At 66.0% G+C, this 22,425-nt stretch carries 20 protein-coding genes; 9 read left to right on the top strand and 11 right to left on the bottom strand.

The window, feature by feature from the left end; all coding sequences use genetic code 11:
* Positions 1–31: 31 nt before the first annotated feature.
* Positions 32–1,396 (bottom strand): serine/threonine-protein kinase, encoded by a 1,365-nt coding sequence (locus tag RBT54_RS03990; RefSeq protein ID WP_320364338.1) that lies wholly within the window; start codon positions 1,394–1,396, stop codon positions 32–34.
* Positions 1,397–1,641: 245 nt separating this feature from the next.
* On the opposite strand from RBT54_RS03990, the gene RBT54_RS03985 reads away from it, so the two are divergent.
* From RBT54_RS03985 to chrA, 5 genes are all read left to right on the top strand, one after another.
* On the top strand, positions 1,642–2,961 hold the full coding sequence (locus tag RBT54_RS03985; protein ID WP_320364477.1) for a TRZ/ATZ family hydrolase: 1,320 nt from the start codon (positions 1,642–1,644) through the stop codon (positions 2,959–2,961).
* A gap of 99 nt (positions 2,962–3,060) precedes the next feature.
* Entirely contained in the window at positions 3,061–3,759 is a 699-nt protein-coding gene (locus RBT54_RS03980; protein ID WP_320364336.1) for an OmpA family protein, read from the top strand.
* 114 nt (positions 3,760–3,873) lie between these two features.
* Positions 3,874–4,578 (top strand): bifunctional 2-polyprenyl-6-hydroxyphenol methylase/3-demethylubiquinol 3-O-methyltransferase UbiG, encoded by a 705-nt coding sequence (ubiG, locus tag RBT54_RS03975; RefSeq protein ID WP_320364334.1) that lies wholly within the window; start codon positions 3,874–3,876, stop codon positions 4,576–4,578.
* 60 nt (positions 4,579–4,638) lie between these two features.
* Positions 4,639–4,926: a ferritin-like domain-containing protein gene (locus RBT54_RS03970; RefSeq protein ID WP_320364332.1), complete on the top strand. Its 288-nt coding sequence runs from the start codon at positions 4,639–4,641 to the stop codon at positions 4,924–4,926.
* 4 nt (positions 4,927–4,930) lie between these two features.
* Positions 4,931–6,136: a chromate efflux transporter gene (gene chrA / locus RBT54_RS03965; protein WP_320364329.1), complete on the top strand. Its 1,206-nt coding sequence runs from the start codon at positions 4,931–4,933 to the stop codon at positions 6,134–6,136.
* Positions 6,137–6,316: 180 nt separating this feature from the next.
* Here the strand turns inward: chrA and RBT54_RS03960 are convergent, their stop codons facing one another.
* Positions 6,317–8,017, bottom strand: coding sequence for an L-lactate permease (locus RBT54_RS03960; protein WP_320364327.1), 1,701 nt, complete (start codon positions 8,015–8,017; stop codon positions 6,317–6,319).
* Between the two features lie 331 nt (positions 8,018–8,348).
* Here RBT54_RS03960 and RBT54_RS03955 point away from each other — a divergent pair, with 331 nt between their 5' ends.
* Positions 8,349–9,119 (top strand): GntR family transcriptional regulator, encoded by a 771-nt coding sequence (locus tag RBT54_RS03955; protein WP_320364325.1) that lies wholly within the window; start codon positions 8,349–8,351, stop codon positions 9,117–9,119.
* 21 nt (positions 9,120–9,140) lie between these two features.
* On the opposite strand, the gene RBT54_RS03950 is transcribed toward RBT54_RS03955, so the two are convergent.
* From RBT54_RS03950 to RBT54_RS03930, 5 genes are all read right to left on the bottom strand, one after another.
* Positions 9,141–10,346 carry a lytic murein transglycosylase gene (locus RBT54_RS03950; RefSeq protein ID WP_320364323.1) on the bottom strand — a complete coding sequence of 402 codons (1,206 nt, stop codon included), beginning with the start codon at positions 10,344–10,346 and terminating at the stop codon, positions 9,141–9,143.
* A 106-nt stretch (positions 10,347–10,452) separates the two neighbouring features.
* Positions 10,453–12,525, bottom strand: a complete 2,073-nt coding sequence (locus RBT54_RS03945) for a M1 family metallopeptidase (RefSeq protein ID WP_320364321.1) — start codon at positions 12,523–12,525, stop codon at positions 10,453–10,455.
* 106 nt (positions 12,526–12,631) lie between these two features.
* A complete protein-coding gene (locus tag RBT54_RS03940; protein ID WP_320364319.1) occupies positions 12,632–13,846 on the bottom strand; it encodes a ChaN family lipoprotein in 1,215 nt (404 codons plus the stop codon).
* An 81-nt stretch (positions 13,847–13,927) separates the two neighbouring features.
* A complete protein-coding gene (gene ugpQ, locus RBT54_RS03935) occupies positions 13,928–14,659 on the bottom strand; it encodes a glycerophosphodiester phosphodiesterase (protein WP_320364317.1) in 732 nt (243 codons plus the stop codon).
* Between the two features lie 2 nt (positions 14,660–14,661).
* Complete coding sequence (locus RBT54_RS03930) at positions 14,662–16,302, bottom strand: NYN domain-containing protein (RefSeq protein WP_320364315.1); 1,641 nt, start codon at positions 16,300–16,302, stop codon at positions 14,662–14,664.
* Between the two features lie 175 nt (positions 16,303–16,477).
* Here RBT54_RS03930 and RBT54_RS03925 point away from each other — a divergent pair, with 175 nt between their 5' ends.
* The 3 genes from RBT54_RS03925 (at position 16,478) to dksA (ending at position 18,217) form a co-directional block, all read left to right on the top strand.
* The gene (locus RBT54_RS03925) at positions 16,478–17,008 is read left to right on the top strand and encodes a superoxide dismutase family protein (protein ID WP_320364313.1); all 531 of its coding nucleotides are present in this window, start codon (positions 16,478–16,480) and stop codon (positions 17,006–17,008) included.
* Positions 17,005–17,628 (top strand): hypothetical protein, encoded by a 624-nt coding sequence (locus RBT54_RS03920; protein WP_320364311.1) that lies wholly within the window; start codon positions 17,005–17,007, stop codon positions 17,626–17,628. The genes RBT54_RS03925 and RBT54_RS03920 overlap by 4 nt, the downstream gene beginning before the upstream one ends.
* 163 nt (positions 17,629–17,791) lie before the next feature.
* Positions 17,792–18,217 carry an RNA polymerase-binding protein DksA gene (gene dksA, locus RBT54_RS03915; RefSeq protein WP_320364309.1) on the top strand — a complete coding sequence of 142 codons (426 nt, stop codon included), beginning with the start codon at positions 17,792–17,794 and terminating at the stop codon, positions 18,215–18,217.
* A gap of 149 nt (positions 18,218–18,366) precedes the next feature.
* Here dksA and pnp read toward each other — a convergent pair whose 3' ends face one another.
* The 4 genes from pnp to rbfA form a co-directional block, all read right to left on the bottom strand.
* Positions 18,367–20,466, bottom strand: a complete 2,100-nt coding sequence (gene pnp / locus RBT54_RS03910; protein ID WP_320364307.1) for a polyribonucleotide nucleotidyltransferase — start codon at positions 20,464–20,466, stop codon at positions 18,367–18,369.
* Positions 20,467–20,680: 214 nt separating this feature from the next.
* Entirely contained in the window at positions 20,681–20,950 is a 270-nt protein-coding gene (gene rpsO, locus RBT54_RS03905) for a 30S ribosomal protein S15 (protein ID WP_320364305.1), read from the bottom strand.
* A gap of 78 nt (positions 20,951–21,028) precedes the next feature.
* Positions 21,029–22,018, bottom strand: a complete 990-nt coding sequence (gene truB, locus RBT54_RS03900) for a tRNA pseudouridine(55) synthase TruB (protein WP_320364303.1) — start codon at positions 22,016–22,018, stop codon at positions 21,029–21,031.
* Positions 21,996–22,424 carry a 30S ribosome-binding factor RbfA gene (gene rbfA / locus RBT54_RS03895; protein ID WP_320364301.1) on the bottom strand — a complete coding sequence of 143 codons (429 nt, stop codon included), beginning with the start codon at positions 22,422–22,424 and terminating at the stop codon, positions 21,996–21,998. The genes truB and rbfA overlap by 23 nt, the downstream gene beginning before the upstream one ends.
* Position 22,425: the final 1 nt, after the last annotated feature.

Raw genomic sequence — 22,425 nt, 5'->3', positions numbered from 1 at the left:
TTTCCGGAACATCGCCGCGTCGCGGCGGTGTTCAGTTATCCAGCAACTGCATGTCGAAACTGCCCGGTGCAGCGTGCTGTGCGCGCACCGCAGGAGGCGCATGGTCGGCAAGCTGGCGTGACACGGCCGCAAGCCGGCGGACCACCACCGTTGAGATCTGGCGCCGGAAGCGCTCCACCACTTCCTCGCTGGCGAGCGCGAGCGCGGCTGGATTGACCTCGAGGTAGCTGAGCGGGTCGAGCGAAACCACTGTCATCCTGTGCCGGTGTTCCATATGGTCCAGCCAGGCTTGTACGCCGAACACTTCGCCCGGCCCCAGTTCCATGACCCGCCGCCCCTCGATCGACAGTTCCACCCGGCCCTCGAGCACGACGCCGAAACGCTGGTCGACGTCCCCCTCGCGCATCAGCGCGACTTCACTATCGACGTTACGCCAGGCGCAGATGCGCATGACTTCCCACAGATCGACGTCCTCGAACTCGGTGAAGAAGGCCAGTCGCCGCAGTTTTGCGAAGCGCGCCGCATCGGGCGGCAGGTAATTCTCGTCGAGGATCTGATAGCGCACCGCTGCCAGGTCCTTCGCGAACTCGGCGCCGTTGCGGTAGCGGGAATAAAGATCCTTCTCCAGCGCCTTGCGGATCACCGCGTCCATCTGCTCGGGGACGTCGGGATTGAGCTGCGACACCGAAGGCGGATCGGCGTTGATGATCTTGTACACCAGTTGCGCCGCATTGCTGGCGCGAAACGGCAGCCGGCCGGTGAGCATGTGGAACAGCAGCACGCCCAGCGAATACAGGTCGGTCTTCTGGTTGAGCGGATAGCCCTTGATCTGCTCCGGACTCATGTATGCCGGCGAGCCCACGCCCATGATGAAGGTGGAGTCGGTGTCCATCTTCTTGTTGATGTTGAGCGCGAGCCCGAAGTCGGTGATCTTCACGTTGTCGTGATCATCAACCAGGATGTTCGCCGGTTTGATGTCGCGATGGATGATGCCCTGGCGGTAGGCGTGATCCAGCGCCATGCAGCACTTGAAGACGATCCCGATCGTGCGATGAACCGGTAGCAGATGCTCGAAGCTGCAGTAACGCTCGAGCGAATCGCCGGGAAAATACTCCATCACCACATAGGCCTGCTCGGGCTCGATGCTGGCATCAAATATACGAATGATGTTGGGGTGATTCAGCCGACCCGAAACCACCCGTTCAGCCTTCAGCAGCTTGATGACCCGTCGGTTCCACTTCGCCTCGTCCTTGACCCTGTCGTCGAAGCGAACGTGCTTGAGCGCGACTTGCTCGGGATAGTCGGCACTCTCCGCGAGATACACCACGGCCGTGGCGCCGCGGCCAATCTCCCTGATGATTCTGTACTTGCCGATGCGCTCAGGAGTTCGGTTCATGCGTTTGGGTGGACGCTCGCGACCGCGGTGCTTGACGAATGGCCGATTGTTGCACGAACCCGCCCGCTCCGGCGAGTCCAGGCCAAGGCAGCACAAAGTACGGCATACCACATTCCATCGTGCGCCGAATCAGGCGGCGCTGTGAACTCGAACAATCCAAATTTTCTCCCAGTGCGCGTACATGCTTAAATCCCCGCCGAAAAGGCCGAAATAATCTGTACCACCCCCAAAACCGGAGAGCACTCTTGAGTGAAGCTGTCGACCTCGTGATCCGCGCACGCTGGCTCGTACCTGTCGAGCCCGCTGGCGTCGTCCTTGACCACCATGCGGTCGCCATCCGCGATGGGCTCATCGTTGCCGTGTTGCCGCAGGCGCAGGCAAGCGCGCGATTCCGCGCCACGACCACCGTCGACCTGCCGCGTCACCTGCTGATGCCGGGCATGGTGAACCTGCACGTCCATGCGGCCATGAACCTGATGCGGGGCATCGCCGACGACCTGCCGCTGATGCGCTGGCTGCAGGAGGCAATCTGGCCAACCGAGGCCAGGCACGTGTCTGCAGCATTCGTACGCGACGGCACCAGGCTCGCTGCCGCCGAGATGTTGCGCGGCGGCATCACCACCTGCAACGACATGTACTTCCATCCCGAGGCCGCTGCCGAAGCGTTCGCCGAGATGGGGATGCGCGCGGTGGTGGGGCTCGTCATGCTCGATTTCCCCACCTCCTTTGCAAGTGATCCGGATGACTACCTGCGCAAGGGCCTGGCGGCGCGGGACCAATGGCAGGGACATCCCCTGATCGGTTTCTCGATCGCGCCACACGCGCCATACACCGTCTCGGACGCCAGCTTCGGGCGCGTACTCGCCATGGCGAACGAACTCGCGCTGCCGATTCATCTACATGTGCATGAAACCGCGCGCGAGATCGAGGACTCGCTGGCGCTGCATGGCGTGCGCCCACTTTCGAGGCTTGCGCGCCTTGGCGTGCTGGGCGAAAACCTGATCGGCGTACATGCCGTTCATCTGGATGATGCCGATCTCGATCTCCTCGTCCGCCACGACTGCAGTGTCGCGCACTGCCCGACCTCCAACATGAAACTGGCCAGCGGTATCGCACCCGTGCCGCGCCTGCTCGGGGCAGGGCTGCGCGTCGGGCTCGGCACCGACGGCGCGGCCAGCAACAACCGACTCGATCTCATCCAGGAAATGCGTCATGCCGCACTCCTCGCAAAGCTTGGCAGCATGGATGCCAGCGCCCTCCCAGCCCATGCCGCGCTGCGCATGGCAACGCTGGCCGGCGCGCGGGCGCTGGGCCTCGGTGACCGCATCGGTTCGATTGAAAGCGGAAAGTTTGCCGATTTGTGCGCAGTGGACTTCGGCACGCTCGACTGCCAGCCTTGCTTCGAACCAGTGTCGCACCTTGTCTATGTAGCCGGACGCGAGCACGTGTCGCACGTATGGGTAAACGGAGAAACCCGCGTGGACAAAGGCATCCGGCTGTTGCATATTAACGACAGCGAATTGCTGCAGCTCGCTTCCGTGTGGCAAACTAGACTCGGTAATTGAACTGGATATAGTGTGCAACCCGACGTGAAGACAGCAATTTTGCATGTCTTCAGTTCGTACAGTGGCAATTCCGGCGACTCGCCCTTCTAAGAGGAAACCATGATCAAACAAACCAAGAAGCAGATGCTCATGCTGGCCGCCATCGCCTCGATCGGCCTGTCCGCCCCCAGCGCTTTCGCGCAGGTCAGCGACGTCGTCGTTGCTGGCCAGGGTGAAATCCCTTACGTGATCGACGCCCGTAACGTCGTCGCCCGCAGCGGTACCGGCCTGTGCTGGCGCACGGGCTACTGGAGCCCGGCTGCCGCCTCGACCGCTATGGCTGGCGAGTTCCCGGTCGGCTGCGCATGCGACTCCGACATCGTTCCTGCCGACAAGTGCACCGCGCCGGTCGCTGCTGCCGTTCCCGCGCCGAAGCCCACCGCCGACAAGGTCAAGCTGTCCGCCGACGCTCTGTTCGACTTCGACAAGGCGGTCCTGAAGCCGGAAGGCCAGGCCAAGCTGAACGAGCTGGCTGCCCAAGCCAAGGCTCTCAAGCTGGAAGTGATTCTCGCCGTCGGTCACACTGACCGCATCGGTTCGGCCACCTACAACCAGCGTCTGTCCGAGCGTCGCGCCGCCGCCGTCAAGACCTACCTGGTCTCGCAGGGCGTCGATGCCAACCGTGTCTATACCGAGGGCAAGGGCGAAACCCAGCCGGTCACCGGTAACAAGTGCGACAACGTCCGTGGCCGCGCTGCGCAGATCTCCTGCCTGCAGCCGGATCGTCGCGTCGAAGTGGAAGTCATCGGCTCCAAGTAATTCGGGACTCGATGCACAAAAAGCCCTGCCTCGGCGGGGCTTTTTTCATTTCTGCGGGGCACAGATCCGCCGCCCCCGTTTTCAGCGCTCGTCAGCAAGGCTATGCTTCCCCCCATGAATACGCTAAACGCCGATCCCGCAGAACTGAAGAAGTTCAGCGACCTCGCCCACCGCTGGTGGGACCCCGCCTCCGAGTTCAAGCCCCTGCACGAGATCAACCCTCTACGCCTGGGCTGGATCGACGGCAAGGCCGCACTGACCGGAAAGAAGGTACTGGACATCGGATGCGGCGGCGGCATTCTGGCCGAAGGCATGGCAGGGCTCGGCGCCGACGTGACCGGCATCGATCTCTCCGAGAAGGCACTCAGCGTCGCCCGCCTGCACCTCTTCGAGAGCGGGCATGCGATCGATTACCGCCTCATCAGTGCCGAAGCACTCGCTGAGGAGGCGCCGGCCTCATTTGACGTCGTGACCTGCATGGAGATGCTCGAGCACGTTCCCGACCCAGCCAGCACGGTCACTGCCTGCGCGCGTCTGGTGAAACCAGGTGGGCACGTTTTCCTGTCCACCCTGAACCGGAACTTGAAGTCCTACGCGTTCGCCATCATCGGAGCCGAATACGTGCTCAAGCTTTTGCCCGCGGGGACCCACGAGTACGCCAGGTTCATCAAGCCGTCCGAACTCACCCGACATTGCCGCAACGCCCGGCTCGACGTCGAGGGCATCATCGGCCTCAGCTACAACCCCTTGAGCCGCGTGTATAGCCTCGGGCGGGACACCGACGTCAATTACATGGTGCATACACGCCGCGAGCCCTGAGCTTCACGTTGCGAACGCGCTACTGCAGTCGAGAACTGGACCATTCACAAGGAGAACGCCATGGCCAACGAGGGCTACCACGAACCCGTCGAGGAACTCAGCGATGAAACCCGCGACATGCATCGGGCGATCATTTCGTTGATGGAAGAACTTGAAGCGGTCGACTGGTACAACCAGCGCGTCGATGCCTGCAAGGATCCCGAACTGAAGTCCATCCTCGCTCACAATCGCGACGAGGAAAAGGAACACGCGGCCATGGTGCTGGAATGGATTCGCCGTCGCGACAAGACCTTCTCTCATGAACTGAAGGAATTCCTATTCACCGACAAGCCGATCACCCACGACTGACGCGATGTCGGAGGCGGCTGCAGAGCGCCACTCCGCGTGGTCGGTCTTCCTGGTCTTCCTGCGCCTTGGATTGACATCCTTTGGGGGACCGGTGGCGCATCTGGGCTATTTCCGCACCGAGTTCGTCACTCGCCGTGCGTGGCTGGACGAACGCAGTTACGCGGATCTCGTTGCGCTGTGCCAGTTCCTGCCTGGTCCGGCTAGCAGCCAGGTGGGGATGGGCATCGGCTATGGGCGTGGCGGGCCGACTGGGGCGCTGGCCGCGTGGGCAGGGTTCACGTTGCCCTCGGCGCTGGCGATGATCCTGTTCGCGCTCGGCATCCAGCACTGGGGCCGGATGCCGGAAGGTGTGGTGCACGGGCTGAAGGTGGTCGCGGTGGCGGTCGTGGCCCAGGCAGTCTGGGGGATGATGCGTAACCTGTGCCCCGGGCGCACCCACAAGATCATCATGCTTGGCGCGGCCGCATTTCTGCTCGCCCTGCCTTCGGCCTGGAACCAGATCATCGTCATCCTGGCCGCCGCTGCGGTCGGACGCTGGGCGTTCGCCGATCGGATTCCCCCCGCTCCGATCCCACCCCTGGCTAGAGCCGACCATCGCGTGGCGCTCGCCCTGCTCGCTGCCTTCGCATTACTGCTGGCCGGCCTGCCGCTGCTCTCGAGTGTGCTCGACAATCCGACCGTAGCGATGGTCGACGTCTTTTACCGGACCGGCGCCCTCGTGTTCGGTGGCGGCCACGTGATGCTGCCCTTGCTGCAGGCCGAGGTGGTACCGCCTGGCTGGGTGGACAACGACACATTCCTCGCCGGCTACGGCGCGGTGCAGGCCATGCCGGGCCCCCTGTTCACCTTCGCAGCCTTCCTCGGCGCCTCCGCCAGCGGGCCGGCAAGCGCTTGGTCCGGCGGCGTGCTGGCGCTGGTAGCGATCTTCGTGCCGTCCTTCCTGCTCGTCCTCGGCGCGCTGCCGTTCTGGGATCGCCTGCGCGGCAACACTGCCGCTCGTGCCGCGCTCGGCGGCATCAACGCTGCGGTGGTCGGCCTGCTGCTTGCAGCCTTCTATGATCCGGTGTGGTCAAGCGCCATCCACACCCCGGCGGACCTCCTCATCGCAGGAGCGGCCCTTTTCGCCCTGACGCGGCTGAAGGCGCCGCCCTGGCTCGTCGTCTTGCTCACGGCTGTCGGCGGGTGGCTGGTGGTGTCGCTCGCCGGCTGATATCGCCGCAGCCATCGTCGGCGTGATACCGGCCTGTCTTCGGGAGCGCGCGGCGTCCTGGTAGATCGAGGCTATTGATCCTGCGCCAGCCGCAGCTTCGCCGCGACTGCAAAACAGCGGGAGGCGTAGCGCGCTTGCGCCTCCCGCCCCTCGCAGGGGGCCTCTCGGAACCCGCCCCGGTCAGCCCGCGGCAACCAACGGATCGGTGACACCGAGCACATAGATGGCGATCATCGCGACCACGCCGGCCATCACCACGTAATACACCGTCGGCCAGAAGGTCTTGCGCAGGATCGCGCCCTCGCGCCCGAGCAGGCCAACAGTGGCAGAGGCGGCGACGACGTTATGGATTGCGACCATGTTGCCCGCAGCCGCACCGATCGCCTGCACCGCCACGATCAGGGCACCGGAGATGCCCAACGTGCTCGCCACACCGAACTGGAACTGGCTGAGCATCATGTTGCTGACCGTGTTCGAGCCGGCGATGAAGGCGCCCAGCGCGCCCACCGAAGGCGCCAGCAGCGGATACACGTTGCCCACGCTGTCGGCCACCCACTGCGCCATCGCGATCGGCATGCTCGGCAGGTCGGCCGCATTGACACCGGAGTTGATCAGGATGCGAACCATCGGTACGGTGAAGAGCAGCACGAAGCCAGCGCCAAGCAGAACCCGCGAGGATTCACCCACGGCCTTCATCAGCGAACGAGCATGCATGCCGTGCAGGAAGGTGGTGATCAAGACGACGGCGACAAGAATGCCTCCAGGCAGGTAAAGCGGCTGGAAGTTGGCGCTGACACCCTTCTCACCCAGCATGTTCGGGAAGTTGACGACCACGGACTTGAGCGCGTTGCCCACGTCGGGGAAAACACGGCTCACAACGAGCAGTACCCCAACCAGAACGTAGGGCAACCATGCGCGCACCATGCCGATCTTCTGGTGGTGCGGCATCTGATCGAGCTTCATCTCGATGCTGCCCAACCACTCGGCCGGCCAGTCCTTGGGATCGGCGAAGTCCCAGTGCGTCTTCGGAACCAGGAATCCAAAGCGCGCTGCAGTGGTGACAATCGCAAGACCGACAAGACCACCGAGCAGCGACGGAAACTCGGGCCCGAGGAAGACACCGGTGAAGGCATATGGCACGGTGAAGGCCAGCCCCGCGAACAGGGCGAACGGCACGACCTCGAGACCCGCCTTCCAGCTCTTCTCCTTGCCGAAGAAGCGCGTCAGCATCATCGCCATCACCACCGGCATCACTGTGCCGACGATGGCGTGGATGATCGCCACGTTGCTGGTGATGAGCTGCAGGAAGACCTCCCAGCTCGATCCCTTGGCCGCCAGTTGAGCACCGATCGCAACGGTATCCAGGCCGCTATTGACGCCGATGATGATCGGCGTACCAACCGCACCGAAGGAGACGGGCGTGCTCTGCACCAGCATGCCGAGCATCACCGCCGCCATCGCCGGGAAGCCGATTGCCACCAGCAAAGGCGCGGCAATCGCCGCTGGGGTACCGAAGCCGGAGGCACCCTCGATGAAACAGCCGAACAGCCACGCGATGATGATTGCCTGGATCCGGCGGTCGGGGCTGATGGTGGTGAAGCCGGCACGGATAGCCGAAATACCCCCCGAGTATTTCAAGGTGTTCAGCAGCAGGATCGCGCCGAAGATGATCCAGAGCACGCCGATCGTGATCACCAGGCCCTGAAGGGTCGAGGCAAGCACGCGGTTGAAGCTCATGTCCCACACGAACAGACCGATGAGCGCCGTGATCACATAGACCACAGGCATCGCACGCTTTGCCGGCCAGCGCAGGCCGACGAGCAGGATTGCTGCGAGCAGGATTGGAGAAAAGGCTATTAAGGCCAAGGCACCGGGCTGCATGTCCTACCCCCCTGCCCGAAGGCAACGCCGCGCGCGCGCCATGAACACCACGATTGTCGAAAAAGCCATCGGATACCCCCTACCCCTTAGAAGTCAGATCAGTTCATAATCTTTCAATTGGTCTTACCACTTAACCAATTTGTGACCTAGACTAGGGGAGCCTTTTTAGCCTGTCAATCAAAATCATCAAATTTCCCGATGCGGGCATAACCCCTTTCCCGCAGCCGCTTTAGCAGCCGCCGGGGAAACTTGCCCACACCCTGCTCCACGGCTAGATTTCACGTGCCTGCGGGTCCAGACCGCACGCACCCGTATCCCAGGAAAATCGTTCATGAAAGCCAAGCCCCTGCAACAACGCCGCCTGTCCGACGACATCATCGAACGCATCGAGACCTTGATCCTCGAGGGCAGCTTTCAGGCGGGCGAGCGCCTGCCCGCCGAGCGCGCGCTGGCCGAGGAATTCGGCGTATCGAGGCCATCGTTGCGCGAAGCGATCCAGAAACTGGTCGCGCGCGGGTTGCTGATCAGCCGGCACGGCGGCGGAACCTTCGTCAGCGAGTCGCTCGGATCATCGTTCCGCGACCCGATGCTAGAACTCCTCGAGAACAATCCCGAGGCCCAGCGCGACCTTATTGAATTCCGCCATACGCTCGAGGGCTCCTGTGCCTATTACGCCGCGCTGCGCGCAACCGAGCCGGACCGCGAGCGCCTGAAGAGCGCCTTCGAGCGCGTGCAGGACAGCAATCTGCGCCAGGGGCGGATCAGCCGTGCCGAGGAGGGGCGCAACGATGCGCTGTTTCACCTCGCGATCGCCGAAGCCAGCCACAACGCGGTGCTCCTGCACACGATCCGCAGCCTCTTCGATCTGCTCGAACGCAATGTGGTGACCAACATCGGCGGCATGTACCCGCAAGGCGGAGAGATCCGCGACAACTTGCTCGGACAGCACGAGGCGCTGTACAAGGCGATCATCGAGCGTCGTGCCGACGACGCCCGCAGGCTCGCGTGCGAGCACCTTGACTACGTGCAGGAGGTGCTCGCCCAGACGCAGGACGAGGAGCGCCGAACCGAGCGTGCGAACCGGCGGCGCACGCCGGCCTGAACGAGCGCGCGCAGCCGCCGGTCAGCGGCGAGCGCTGGCGCGCAGGGCCTGCAGCACGCGCTGGCCGGCGCGACCGTCGGCAGCCAGGCCGAGCGCAGCCTGCTCGAGCTTGAGCGCCTCGCGGGTACGCGCGCCGATCATGCCGTCGGCCTCGCCGATTTCGTGACCGCGGGCGATCAGCAACTGCTGCAGCTCGCGGCGCTCGGCGCGCGACAGGCCGGGATCGTCCGTCGGCCACGGGGTCACGAAGGGCGCACCACCGCGCAGGCGATCAGAAAGATGCGCAATTGCCAAACCATAGCTCTCGGCTGCGTTGTACGAATACAGCGCATCGAAGTTGCGGGTGACCAGGAAGGCCGGTCCGTCCTCGCCCGCAGGCAGCAACAGCCCGGCGGGCGTCGCCCCCGCGGGCATGGGCGTGCCGTCGATACGCGTCACGCCGCGCGCAGCCCACTCGGAAAGCGGCTGCTTGTTGCGCCGCCCTGCCCCCGACACATCCAGCCCGCGCGGCAGGCTGACCTCGAACCCCCAGGGCAGATTGCTGCGCCAGCCCGCGCGCTTGAGGAAGTTGGCCGTCGACGCGAGCGCATCCGGCACGCTGTCGACCAGGTCGCGCCGGCCATCACCGTCGAAATCGACCGCCAGGCGCATGAAGGTCGAGGGCATGAACTGCGTGTGCCCGAAGGCGCCCGCCCACGAGCCGGTCAGGCGTTCGGGTGCGACGTGACCGTCCTGGATGATCTTGAGCGTGGTGAAGAACTCGCCACGGAAGAAGCTCTGGCGCCGGCCGAAGCACGACAGGGTCGACAGCGAGGTGAGCAGCGGGCGGCTGCCGAAGTTGCGCCCGAAATTGCTCTCCACCCCCCACACCGCAACCACGGTGGCGGCATCCACGCCGTATTCGGCCTCCACCTGCGCCAGCACCGACGCCCATTCAGCGAGCATCGCCCGGCCGTCGGCCACGCGCTCGGCGTCGACCAGCGCGGCGAGGTAGTCCCAGATCGGCGTGACGAATTCGGGCTGGGCATCGAGGAAGCCGATGACGGTCATGTCGGGCACAAGAGCCGCGGCATGGGCATCGTAGGTTGCCCTGCTCACGCCCTTCGCCTGCGCCTCGGCGCGCAAGCCGGCCAGACAGGATGCGAAGGCCGCCTCGTCCGCGTGCGCGGCACCGAAGAACGAAGAGACGACGAGCGCGGAGCTCAGGACGAGGTGGCGTGGCTGCATGGCATTTCCGGGGGGACGATTCGGGCCAAAGTCTAGCATTGCTGGCGGGCTTGGCTCCGTCCGACCACGCGGCAGCAAGCGCGCACGGTCCCGGCGCAGCGCATGGTCAGCGTTCCACCGCCACCGCCGGACCAGGCGCATCCCAGACACCCCGGGCGAGCACCCGGCCACCATCGAACACCAACCAGCTCTGGCTGCCGTAATGCGGCAACGGACGCGCGATGGCCTGCAGGGCGGCGGCGTCCTTTGCCTCCACCACGGCCAGCGGCGGACCACCCCCAGCGCGCGCGGTCCACACGCGCACCTCGCCGCCCGGCGGCATGGCTTCGGCTGCAGCAGGCAGGCCTGCGCCTTGCAGCACGCGCGAAACCGCGTCATGCGTGCCCACCAGCAAGACCGGCTCGTTCCCGCCACCTAGTGCGGTGGCGTCACTGCGCGCCGGCGGGCGCTCGAATAGCCGGCGCGCGAGCGCACCGGCCGCATCGATCACGCCCGCATCTCCCGCCCGCCCGAGGGCTGGCAAGGCGTCGGCGATCACGAGCCGCGGCGCGCGCGCGACGATCCACTGGCGCAGGATGGGCGGAAGTTGCGCGGAATCCGGCAAGCGCCAGAGGCGCAGGTCGGGGTCGAGGCGCACCTCGGCCGGCGCAAAGTCGACATTCAGATCGACCCCTGCGTGCTCGCCATCGATGTCGACCCAGCGCGTTTCCTGCCTCTCGCCCGCGGTCAGTTGCAGGGGCACGCGCAACGCGTAGGCAGGCTGCGGCTGCACGAGTTCGAGACGAAGTCGGTAGCGCTCGGCACCGGGCACCTCCGGCTGCTGCGGAACGACCGCGCCGCTCTTCCCCGCCGAGGCACCCGCCGCCAGCAACTGCGCCCGCTCCAGCCTCAGCGCCGGGCCACCGCGCAGCGTCAGCCACTGACGGAAGAAGCCTTCCAGCGGGCGTCCCGACGTCTCCTCGAAGGCTTGCTGCAGTTCCGCCCAGCCCGCGACCCGAAAGCGCTCCCGCTCCCAGAACAGGCGGATCCCGCGCGCGAAGGCGTCCTCGCCGATGGCATCACGGAGCATCACGAACACCATCGCAGCCTTGCCGTACCCCACCGCAGCAGCCGCCCCATGGGTGCGCGAGCGGAAATCGGCCAGCGCCTGGTGATTGCCCGCCGGAACCGCCGCAAAATCGCGCAGCCAGCCGAGCCGCATCTCGCGCGCGCCGGCCGGAGACTCGGCTTCCTTGTACGCGTAATCGGCCATGAAGGTCGTGAGCCCCTCGGACCAGTTGCCGCGGGCGTAGTCCACCATCACGCCGTTGCCCCACCAGTTGTGCAGGATCTCGTGGCCCAGCGAAGTGGCACGGATGAAGGGCAGACGCAGCACCTGCTCGCCGATGTAGGTCAGCGTCGGCATGCCGAAACCGGTCGGCAGCGGACTGGCCACCACCGAGAACTCGGTGAATGGATAGGCGCCGATGAGCGCGCCGTAGCGCTCGATGTAACCCTCGCTGTCGGCAAGATAAGCGTCAGCCAGGCCCCCAACCTGATCGAGCGCGGCGGGAAAGTAGGTGCGCAGCCGCAATGGCCGACCATCGGCCTGCACCACGCGACGTTCGCGCACCACCCACGGCCCGGCCATCAGGTCGATGCCGTCGGTCGGCTGATCGAAGGCGAAGCGCGCGCGGTAGGGATCGGCCGGCGTTGCAGGCAGGCTTTCGTCCTCCAGCCGCCCCGCGACCAGCGCACGCTGGCCGCCCTTCACGCTCAGGCTCACACGATACGAAAACAACGCCGCCGGGCGCGGATACCACCCTGCCCCAGCCGGCAGGTAACTGCCCTCGGGCGAGGCCATCGGCGGCATGCCCTGGAGCACGCCGCGGTGGTCACGTTCGCGCTCGAGCGCTGGCAGCGTCCCGGCGTAACGCAGCTTCAGCGTCGCCCCCTGCGGGACCTCGACCCGCCAGGCGCGCCAGGCGTCACGCCGCCCCGCCGGGCGCACGCGGACCGTGCGCCCGTCGATGCTCGCGTCCTGGGGCTGCAGCGCCTCGTGAAGCACGAACTCGAAGTCGCGCTGCGCCGGCCGGAGTTCCGCTTCGACCTCGAGCCGCCTCGATTCCGGGTCGAGGACGACATCGAGTACCAGGCCGGGCGCCGCCTGCACCGCGCCCGCACCAATCAGCGCAAGCATGACGACCTGCAACAGGCGCCAACCCTGGCGCCGCAGGCCGTCCCCGAATGTCCGTTGGGCGCCAGCGCCCCCTGCCGTCTCCAGCAACACGCCCGAGCGCCGCATCTCAACGCTCGACAGGGAAACGCACCACCATCTCGACCGATTCCCCGCCCCGCTGCAGCTTGAGCGGGAGCCAGGTACCACCCGGCTGGAGGCGCACAGCGGCGATGAGGTGCAGCGGCCGCTTCGCGGGCTTGCCGGCCACCTCGGTGATGATGTCGTCGGGCCGTAGCCCGCTCCGCTGGGCCAGACTGCCTGGGGTGACTTCGGCGATGCGCACACCCTTGGCATGTTCTTCCAGCGCAACGCCCAGTCGCGGCGGCGGCGGCGCACTCTGGCGCGCGACCGGCACCGCGAACACCGCATCCGCCAGCCCCGCGCTAAGCTCACCACACGCGGTATCCGCGCCGACCGGCATCAACTGCCCGATGCTGTGCTCTCCCAGGTCACGCAACTGATGCGCAACCCCATGGCCGTAGCGCACGTGCCCGTTGCCCATGATCGCCACCGCCAGCGGCAGAGCCCCATCGGCGCTCGCATGACGCTGGCGCCCCGCCACCACGGCCTCGGCCATCGCACGGTCCCACGCGAGCTGCGAATCGACGAAGTTGCGGAATCCTGCATCGCTGCGCGCCGTCTTGGCGGCCGACTTCCCGCGCGCAAGCGCGTGCTGCTCATGGATCTCGAAAAGGAAATCCTCGTAGGCCGCGAGCGCCGCCGCGGCCTGTCCCACGCCCTCGCGCTGGGCCTCGGAGACGCCCGCCCACCCCTTCTCGGCAATGGCACGCGTCAGCGTGGGCTCGATGTTCAAGGCCAGCATCGGAATCCGGTTGATGCGCGCAAAGTGAAACAGCGGCAGATAGAGCTCCGCCGGCATGCTCCACACCTTGTTCCACTCGCTCTGCGCGAGGAACTCGGACTCGGTGAGCTCACCGGCCACCCAGCGGTCGAGCACCGGTTGCACCCGGCGCGGGAACATCTCGAAGCCGATCACCAGGTGCGCGCGCTGCGCGTGCAAGGCAGCCAGCGTCTGCAACTGCCAGCGGTGATGATCCATGTCGTCGTGCTGCTCGCCGAGCAACACGACCGCGCGCTGCGCCATGGCCGCAAGCAGCCCGGCGCCGTCCACGACCTGCGGCGCCACGCCGTCGGCCCGCGCCCAGCCCCCCGGAACGAGGCATTGCGAGGCGTCTCCTGCCTGCGCGAATGCCGGCGCGGCAAGGGACGCGGCCACGGTGCCCACCAGCGCAAACGCGCCAAACCTTGAACGTAAGGACATGATGATCGAGCCAAGGAAAGTAACCAGCGGTAGAGCCTGCGCGCCGCGGCGAGTTCCGGGCACCGCCCTGCGCGCACGACTTCAGGCGCGAAAATGATCGACGCGATCGGTGATGAGGCCGTCCACGCCCAATGCCAGCAGGCGCGAGGCCTGGGCGTCGTCATTGACGGTGTATGCGAGCGTGTGCAGGCCTGCGCTGCGCGCCGCCGTCGCGGTTTGGGGCGTCCATGCCTGCTGCTCGGCCACCACGGCCACACAGCCCAGGCACTGCGCGGTTTCACGCCAGCCGGCCGCGAAGCGCTCGAGCAGCAGGCCGCGTGGCAGGGCCGGTGCGGCTGCGGCTGCGGCCTCGAGCGCGGACGTGTCGAAGGACGTGAGCAGCGGCGGCAACGCGCCGGCCCATTCACGCGCAATCCGCGCGGCCACGACCGCGCCCGTGCGCCGGGCGTCGCCGGGTGCGGGCTTGAGCTCGACGTTCAGCGCGCAGTCATGGCGCGCGCAGAAGGCCAGCACCGCGCCCAGCGTCGGCAGGCGCTCACCCGCGAACCGCGGCGAGTGCCAGGCCCCCGCATCCAGGCGCGAGAGCGCCGCCCAGCTCAGCGCGAGCGCCTCACCCGCACCATCGGTGGTGCGCTCGAGGCGGTCGTCATGCAGCAGGAAGGGATGCCCGTCCGCGCTCAGCCGCACATCGCACTCGAACATGCGATAACCCTGCGCATGACCGAGCGCGAAGGCGGCAAGCGTGTTCTCCGGCGCCAGCCGACCCGCGCCCCGGTGGGCAATCCAGCGCGGATACGGCCAGGCACCCGCCATGCTCACTCGCTGGCGTCGGTCTTGGGCTTGCGCGGGCGACGGGCTCGCGGCGGCGCCTTGCGGGCAGCAGCGGGCTCGTCGTTGCGGACCTCACCCGTTTCGCTACCGACTGTCTCGGGGGGCGGCGGCGAAGCGACTGTCGCTTGGGCTGCCCTGGCCTTCTTCGTTGCGCGGCCGACCTTTGCGGCGATTTCCGCCGCACTCGTCCCAGGCTCCTTCGTCTCGGACACCTCGGATTCCGGCAGCCTCGTCTCGGCCACCCCCGTGTTGCCAACGGACTGCGCCGGCTCGCGCCCGGACCGCTCCGAGCCACGCTTGCCGCGCTTGGCACCGCGCCGGTCAGCAGACACCTCATCGGACCGCCCCCCCTGCGCAGCCTCGGGCTCGGGCGCCGGCGGCACAGGCACCGCCGCCGCAGGAGCAGGCGCCGCGTCAGCCTTGACCGCCGCGCCGCGGCCGCGGCCACGTCCGCCTCTGGACTTCGGCGCAGCATCGGCCGGTTCGGCAGCAAGGCTGGGCTCGGGCCGCTCCGCACCGCGAGACTCAGCCTGCACCACTTCGTGCCCGGCCTCCTCCAGGCGCGGGGCATTCTCAGCCGCTTCGGCGACCGACGCGGCCTGCACGACCAGCGACTCGGTCTCGACCGCCTTGCCCCCGCGCCGACGCGCCCCCCGTCCGGCCTGGCGCCCGCCACGTGCAGCGGGCTCCGCGGCTGCGATACCGCTCGGACCCTCCGCATGCGTGTCTGCGCCCCCCTCGGGCACCTCGACGCTTCGCGGCTCTCTCGGCGCGGCGTAAGGCTCGGTCAGCCCCATGCCCGGCCCGGGTCGGGTCACGTAAGTGCCCGATTTTTCGTCACGTCCCAACTCCAGCAGGCCGCGGCTCTGCGCTTCTTCGAGCAGATTGCCGAAAGCGCGAAAGCCAAAGTAGCTCTCGTTGAAGTCCGGCTTGCGACGCTTGATCGCCTCCTTGAGCATCGACGACCAGATCTTGCCGCTCTCGCCGCGCTCGGCGAGCAGCGCCTCGAAGGTCTCCACCGCGATGTCGATCGCCTTGCCCCGAAGGGCCTCCATCTCTTCACGGCGCTGCTTTTCCTCCTCTGGCGAACGTCTGCTCACCGGGGGCGGATTATCCCGCGCCTCGCGCTTGGCCGCGGCGCGCTGACTGTCGCGGACGAGATCGTCGTAGAAGATGAATTCGTCGCAATTGGCGATCAGCAGGTCGGAGGTCGATTGTTTCACCCCGACGCCAATTACCTGCTTGGCGTTCTCACGCAGCTTGGACACCAGCGGCGAAAAGTCCGAATCGCCACTGATGATGACGAAAGTGTCGACATGCGACTTGGTGTAGCACAGGTCGAGCGCGTCGACGACGAGGCGGATGTCGGCGGAGTTCTTGCCGGACTGGCGCACGTGCGGGATCTCGATGAGCTCGAAGTTGGCCTCGTGCATCGCCGCCTTGAAGCTCTTGTAGCGGTCCCAGTCGCAGTATGCCTTCTTGACCACGATGCTGCCCTTGAGCAGCAGCCGCTCGAGCACACGCTTGATGTCGAACTTGTCGTAATTCGCATCCCGCACGCCGAGGGCTACGTTTTCGAAGTCGCAGAACAGCGCCATGCTGACACTGTCGGGGGAGGAAGCCATGGAATTCTCCGTTTCGGACCAATCGCGATGTTAAGCCCTCGCCACCGTCCACACCAGAAATCCATCCCCTCTCCGGGCACGAAAGAACGGCAGCAGCACAGATCCATACCCTCTTTGGCTTGCGAATCACCTATGCTTCAGGTGCTGTATCCATTCCAAAAAAGGAGACCACGACATGGAGACACGTTCCCTGCTAACCCTTGCCCTCGCAGCGGCAATCATCAGCACGCCTGTGCTTGCCGCCGAGCGCGCCAGCGCGCCGATCGTCGACCGCGGGGGCGCCACAGTCGGCAAGGCGACACTGACCGAAAGCCCGCATGGGGTGCTGATCCACATCTCGGCCAAAGGCTTGCCGCCCGGACCCAAGGCCATTCACATCCACAGCGTCGGCACCTGTGACGACGGCGCGGCGGGCTTCGTCGCCTCCAAGGGTCACCTGAATCCGGGCGCAAAGCCGCATGGGCTGATGAACGCGGAGGGTCCGGACGCGGGCGATCTGCCGAACCTCTTCGTGCATCCCGATGGCAGCGTCGAAGCCGAGTTCTTCACCACCTTCGCCAGCCTTGGGGGTGCAGGCGACAGACCCGCGATCCTCGACGCCGATGGTGCGGCACTGGTGATCCACGAAAACCGCGACGACCATGTAACGCAACCGATCGGCGGGGCGGGACCGCGCCACTTCTGCGGGGTGATCCTCGGCGAATGAATCTGCCGAAGTCCGCTGGGGGCGACAGCGTACTGCGACCGCGAAAGCATGTCGCCCCCTTCGCTTGCTCTGTCGCCCTCCTTGGTCTGGCGCTGGCGTCCACAGCGCTCGCCCTCGCCGCGCCACCGTCAGCCTCGGTGCAACTGTCGGCCAGCGGTATCGGGCCACTGGTGCTGGGCGTGTCGCTCGTGGAAGCTTCGCGGCAGACGGTGCCTCTGGATCCCGCCGCCGCCATGGTTGGTCCGGGCTGCGACGAGCGTGACCAGATCACGGTGGTGCTCGAGGTCGCCGGTCAGCCGATGTCGGTGATGGCAATGGCCGACACGCAAGGCCGCATCGAGGAGATCCTCGCCACACCGGCGGGCAACGCAGGTGTCAGGCTTGCGGATGCAGAAGCGTGCCGCGCGTACGGCGCTGATTTCGCTGCAAGCCTGGCTGCGACGCTGGGCGCCATGCAGGCCTGGTCGGTACAGCACAGGCCGGTGTCTACCGAATTCACCTTCCTGCCCGCTGAGCGAAGCGCTAACGGAGGCGGCCCTCGCGTGGTCTCGCGCTGGTTTGCGGGCGGTCGGACCTGCGATCTGCTTCTTCAGTTCGGCGGCCGCCGGGCGGGGCCCTGAGCACTCGCGCTCATCATCGGAGCCCGCGCGGCGCCAAGGGTCGGCTCGAAAGCCCCGTCCGCCACGACAGCGCACACGCCTCGGCCAACGCTCGGCTTGCCGCTCAAGGCCGATTCTGCTATTAAGTCGGCTCTCTTCATTTACCACCTACGGAAGCTGATCCATGGCCGACGATACCCTGCACAAGCAATTCCCGCCCTACGTACCTGCAGCCGGCGAGGAATACATGAGCGAAAAGCAGCTGGCCCACTTCCGCGCGATCCTGAACTCGCTCAAGGGCGAGCTCGTCGATGACATCGAGCGCACGGTTCACACCATGCAGGACGAAGCCACCGTGTTCGCGGACCCCAACGACCGCGCCAGCCAGGAATCCGACATCGCGCTCGAGCTGCGCAACCGCGACCGCGAGCGCAAGCTCATCAAGAAGATCGACGAGGCGATCGGCCGCATCGAAGACGGCGAATACGGCTACTGCGACAGCTGTGGCGTGGAGATCGGCCTCAAGCGCCTGGAAGCCCGCCCGACCGCGACGATGTGCATCGACTGCAAGACCCTGGAAGAGATGCGCGAGCGTCAGGTCGCGAAGTAATCCGCCCTGCCCGGCTACGGCCGGGAAACCTGCACGCCGGACGCGGCCGGGGCATGCCCCGACACAGGCAACAAAAAAGGACGCGGCATGCGTCCTTTTTTGTTGCGAAGGCATCGCAGCGCGCGGCGGGCCGAGGCCCGCCATTTGCTTCAGCCAGCGTTCTCGTTCAACAGCGCCTTCATGCTCAGGCGGATCTTGCCGCGCTCGTCGGTCTCGAGGACCTTCACTCGCACGACCTGGCCTTCCTTCACGTAGTCCGCAACGTTATTCACACGCTCGTTGGCGATCTGGGACACGTGTAGCAAGCCGTCACGGCCCGGCATGATGTTCACAATGGCGCCGAAGTCGAGCAGGCGCACGACCGGACCCTCGTAAATCTTGCCGACCTCGACTTCGGCCGTGATCGCCTCGATCTTGGCCTTGGCGATCTGCGCACCTTCGGCGCTCACCGAAGAGATCTTGATCGAACCGTCGTCCTCGATCTCGATCACGGTGCCGGTCTCTTCCTGCAGCGCGCGGATCACGGCACCACCCTTGCCGATCACGTCACGGATCTTCTCCGGGTTGATCTTCATGTTGATCATGCGCGGCGCGTACTCGGAGACCTCGCCACGGCTGCTGCTCAGCGACTGCTGCATGATGCCGAGGATGTGCAGGCGGCCTTCCTTGGCCTGCTCGAGCGCCGCGTGCATGATCTCCTTTGTGATGCCCTGGATCTTGATGTCCATCTGCAGGCCGGTGATGCCGTTCTCGGTACCGGCGACCTTGAAGTCCATGTCGCCGAGGTGGTCCTCGTCGCCCAGGATGTCGGTCAGCACTGCGAAGCGGTTACCGTCCTTGATCAGGCCCATCGCGATGCCGGCGACGTGGTTCTTCAGCGGCACGCCGGCGTCCATCATGGCGAGCGAACCCCCGCACACCGAGGCCATCGACGACGAGCCGTTGGATTCGGTGATCTCGGAAACCACGCGCACTGTGTAGGAGAACTCTTCCGGCTTGGGCAGCATGGCGACCAGCGAACGCTTGGCCAGGCGGCCGTGGCCGACTTCGCGGCGCTTGGTGATGCCGAAGCGGCCGGTCTCGCCGGTGCAGAACGGCGGGAAGTTGTAGTGCAGCAGGAAGCGCTCCCGGTACTCGCCGGCGATCGCGTCGATGATCTGTTCATCACGCCCGGTACCGAGCGTGGCCACGACCAGGGCCTGGGTCTCGCCACGGGTGAACAGCGCGGAGCCGTGGGTGCGCGGCAGCACGCCGGTACGGATCTCGATCGGACGGACAGTGCGGGTGTTTCGCCCGTCGATGCGCGGCTCGCCATTGAGGATGCGGCTACGCACGATACCCGACTCGAGGTTGAAGAAGATGTCCTTGAGCTCGCCGACCGACGGCGCGTTCTCCACGCCTTCGGTGAGCTGGCCGATCACGCGCCTGCGGATTTCCGCCAGGCGGGTCGAGCGCTCCTGCTTGCTGGTGATGCGGAAGGCCTCTTCCATCTCGGCCTTGGCGAGTTCGGTGACCTTGTTGATCAGCGGCTCGTTGGCGGGCGCGGGCTGCCAGTTCCACTCGGGCTTTCCGGCGACCTCGACCAGCTCGTTGATGGCATTGATCGCAGTCTGCATCTGCTCGTGACCGAACACCACGGCGCCGAGCATCACGTCTTCGGGCAGCTCCTTGGCTTCGGACTCGACCATCAGCACAGCGGTCTGGGTACCAGCCACCACCAGGTTCATCTGGCTGGACTGGAGTTCGGTCGCGGTCGGGTTGAGGAGGTACTGACCGTCGAGGTAACCGACACGTGCAGCGCCGATCGGGCCGTTGAACGGCAAACCGGAGATTGCGAGCGCAGCCGAAGCACCAATCAACGCCGGAATGTCGGAGTCGATCTCGGGGTCGAGCGACAGTACGGTGACGATGACCTGCACTTCATTCATGAAGCCATCGGGGAAGAGCGGGCGGATCGGACGATCGATCAGGCGCGAGGTGAGCGTTTCCTTCTCGGTCGGACGACCTTCACGCTTGAAGAAACCACCCGGGATGCGGCCCGCAGCGTAGAACTTCTCCACGTAGTCCACGGTGAGCGGAAAGAAGTCCTGGCCAGGACGGGCTTCCTTGGCGCCGACCACGGTGGCCAGCACAACGGTTTCATCCATCCTGACGATGACGGCGCCGCCGGCCTGGCGTGCAACTTCGCCGGTTTCGAGCGTGACGGTGTGGGCGCCGTAGGCGAAGGTTTTCTTGATTGCGGTAGGCAAGGTATTTTCCCTTTTTCGGTTGATGCAGCGAACTACAACTGCTTGTGGCGGGCCGCCCGAGCGGGCAGCGCGACACCACGGAAAGACGACGTCGACAGGCCAGCGGACAGGGCGCCGCAGATAGCAAAAAGCCGGCGCGGCCGCAGGGGCACACACCGGCTTTGCTGGCTTACTTCGCCCTGATCGGCGCTGTCGGACTCGTCACGGACTGCAATTACTTGCGCAGGCCCAGACGCTCGATCAGAGTGCGGTAGCTGTCAGCGTTGCTGCCTTTGAGGTAGTCCAGCAGCTTGCGGCGCTGGCTGACCATCTTCAGCAGGCCACGGCGGGAATGGTGATCCTTGCCGTGCTCCTTGAAGTGAGGGGCAAGCCCGTTGATGCGGGCGGTCAGGAGCGCAACCTGGACTTCCGGGGAACCGGTGTCGCCCTGGGCGCGCTGGAAGTCGGAGACGATCTTCGACTTGGATGCGGTATCAAGAGCCATGTGTGTCTTTACTCGTGTTTTTCTGCCAATCAGAAGCCGCGGATTATACCCAAACCCGCGGCATGAATTCAATCAAAATCATCCGCATGCCACCAGCAGCTCTGGTGCAGTGGCGATCAGGCGGCGCGCCGCGAGCCGGCCGTCGTCCTGCCAGCGGCCCAGGCCGAGAAAACCGGTCGGCCCATAAACCCTCACCGACGCGCCGGACTCTCCGCGCGGCTCGCTCAGTACGCGCCCCTGAAGCAGCGCGCGCGTCGCGTCTGCGTCCAGCGTCAGCGCCGGGTACTCGGCCACCAGGGCATCGACCGGCGCTAGCAGCCCGTCGCGATCGCCCTCGCCGAGCGCCTCGAGCTGCGCCAGGGTGACCGCCTCGCTCAGGTCGAACGCACCGATCACCGTGCGCCGCAGCGCACAAAGGTGCGCGCCACAACCGAGCGCCGTACCCATGTCCATCGCCAGGCTGCGAATGTATGTACCTTTGCTGCAATGGACGCGGATCGTGAAATGGTCGCCCGCGAAGTCGAGCAGATCGAGCGCGTGGATCGTCACCCGACGCGGCTCGCGCTCGAGTTCGATACCTTCGCGCGCATATTCGTACAGCGCCTTGCCGTCGCGCTTGAGCGCCGAATACATCGGTGGCACCTGCGCGAGCTCTCCTCGAAAGCGCGCGAGCACCTTTTCGACATCAGCCTGAGTGAGCGCGACGGGCGAGGTAGCAGTCACCGCCCCCTCGGCATCACCGCTGTCGGTCTCCACGCCAAGCTGCACGACCGCCTCGTAGGTCTTGTCGGCATCGAGCAGCATCTGCGAAAACTTGGTCGCCTCACCGAAGGTGAGCGGCAAGAGCCCGCTCGCCATCGGGTCCAGCGTCCCGGTATGACCTGCCTTGGCCGCGTTGAGCAGGCGGCGCGCAGCCTGCAGCGCGCCGTTCGAGCTCATGCCGGTGGGCTTGTCGAGCAGCAGCACGCCGTCAACGATGCGCCGGATGATCTTGCGCTGCGGCTGCTTCGGGCGCCTGGGGCGCTGCTGCGCCGACGCCCCGAGTTCAGCCCCGGGGCTGTCCGTCATCGTCCTTGTCGACGGCATCCGTGCCGTCGCCAGGCTCGTCCTGCTGCCGCGCCTCATCCTCGCGCACGACCGTGTCGATCAGTTGCGACAGGCGCGATCCCTCTTCCACCGAACGGTCATAGTGGAAGTGCAGCTCCGGAATGGTGTGGATGCGGATGCGACGGCCAAGCTCGCGGCGCAGAAACCCACTCGCCCGACGCAGGCCCTGCAGGATCTCGGGCACGTCGCCCTCGCCCGTCATGTTGGTGAAGAACACCTTGGCATGGGCGTAGTCGGGCGTGATCTCGACATCAGTGAGCGTGATGAATCCGACTCGGGGGTCTTTCACCTCGAGCCGGATCAACTCGGCCAGCTCGCGGCGGATCTGCTCCACCACGCGCTGGCTGCGGGAATACTCCTTGGGCATC

Origin of the sequence: Thauera sp., assembly GCF_034003485.1 — a bacterium.
GTDB lineage: Bacteria > Pseudomonadota > Gammaproteobacteria > Burkholderiales > Rhodocyclaceae > Thauera.
The sequence above is the reverse complement of the archived record's forward strand: the minus strand, read 5'-3'. Positions and strand labels throughout refer to the sequence as shown.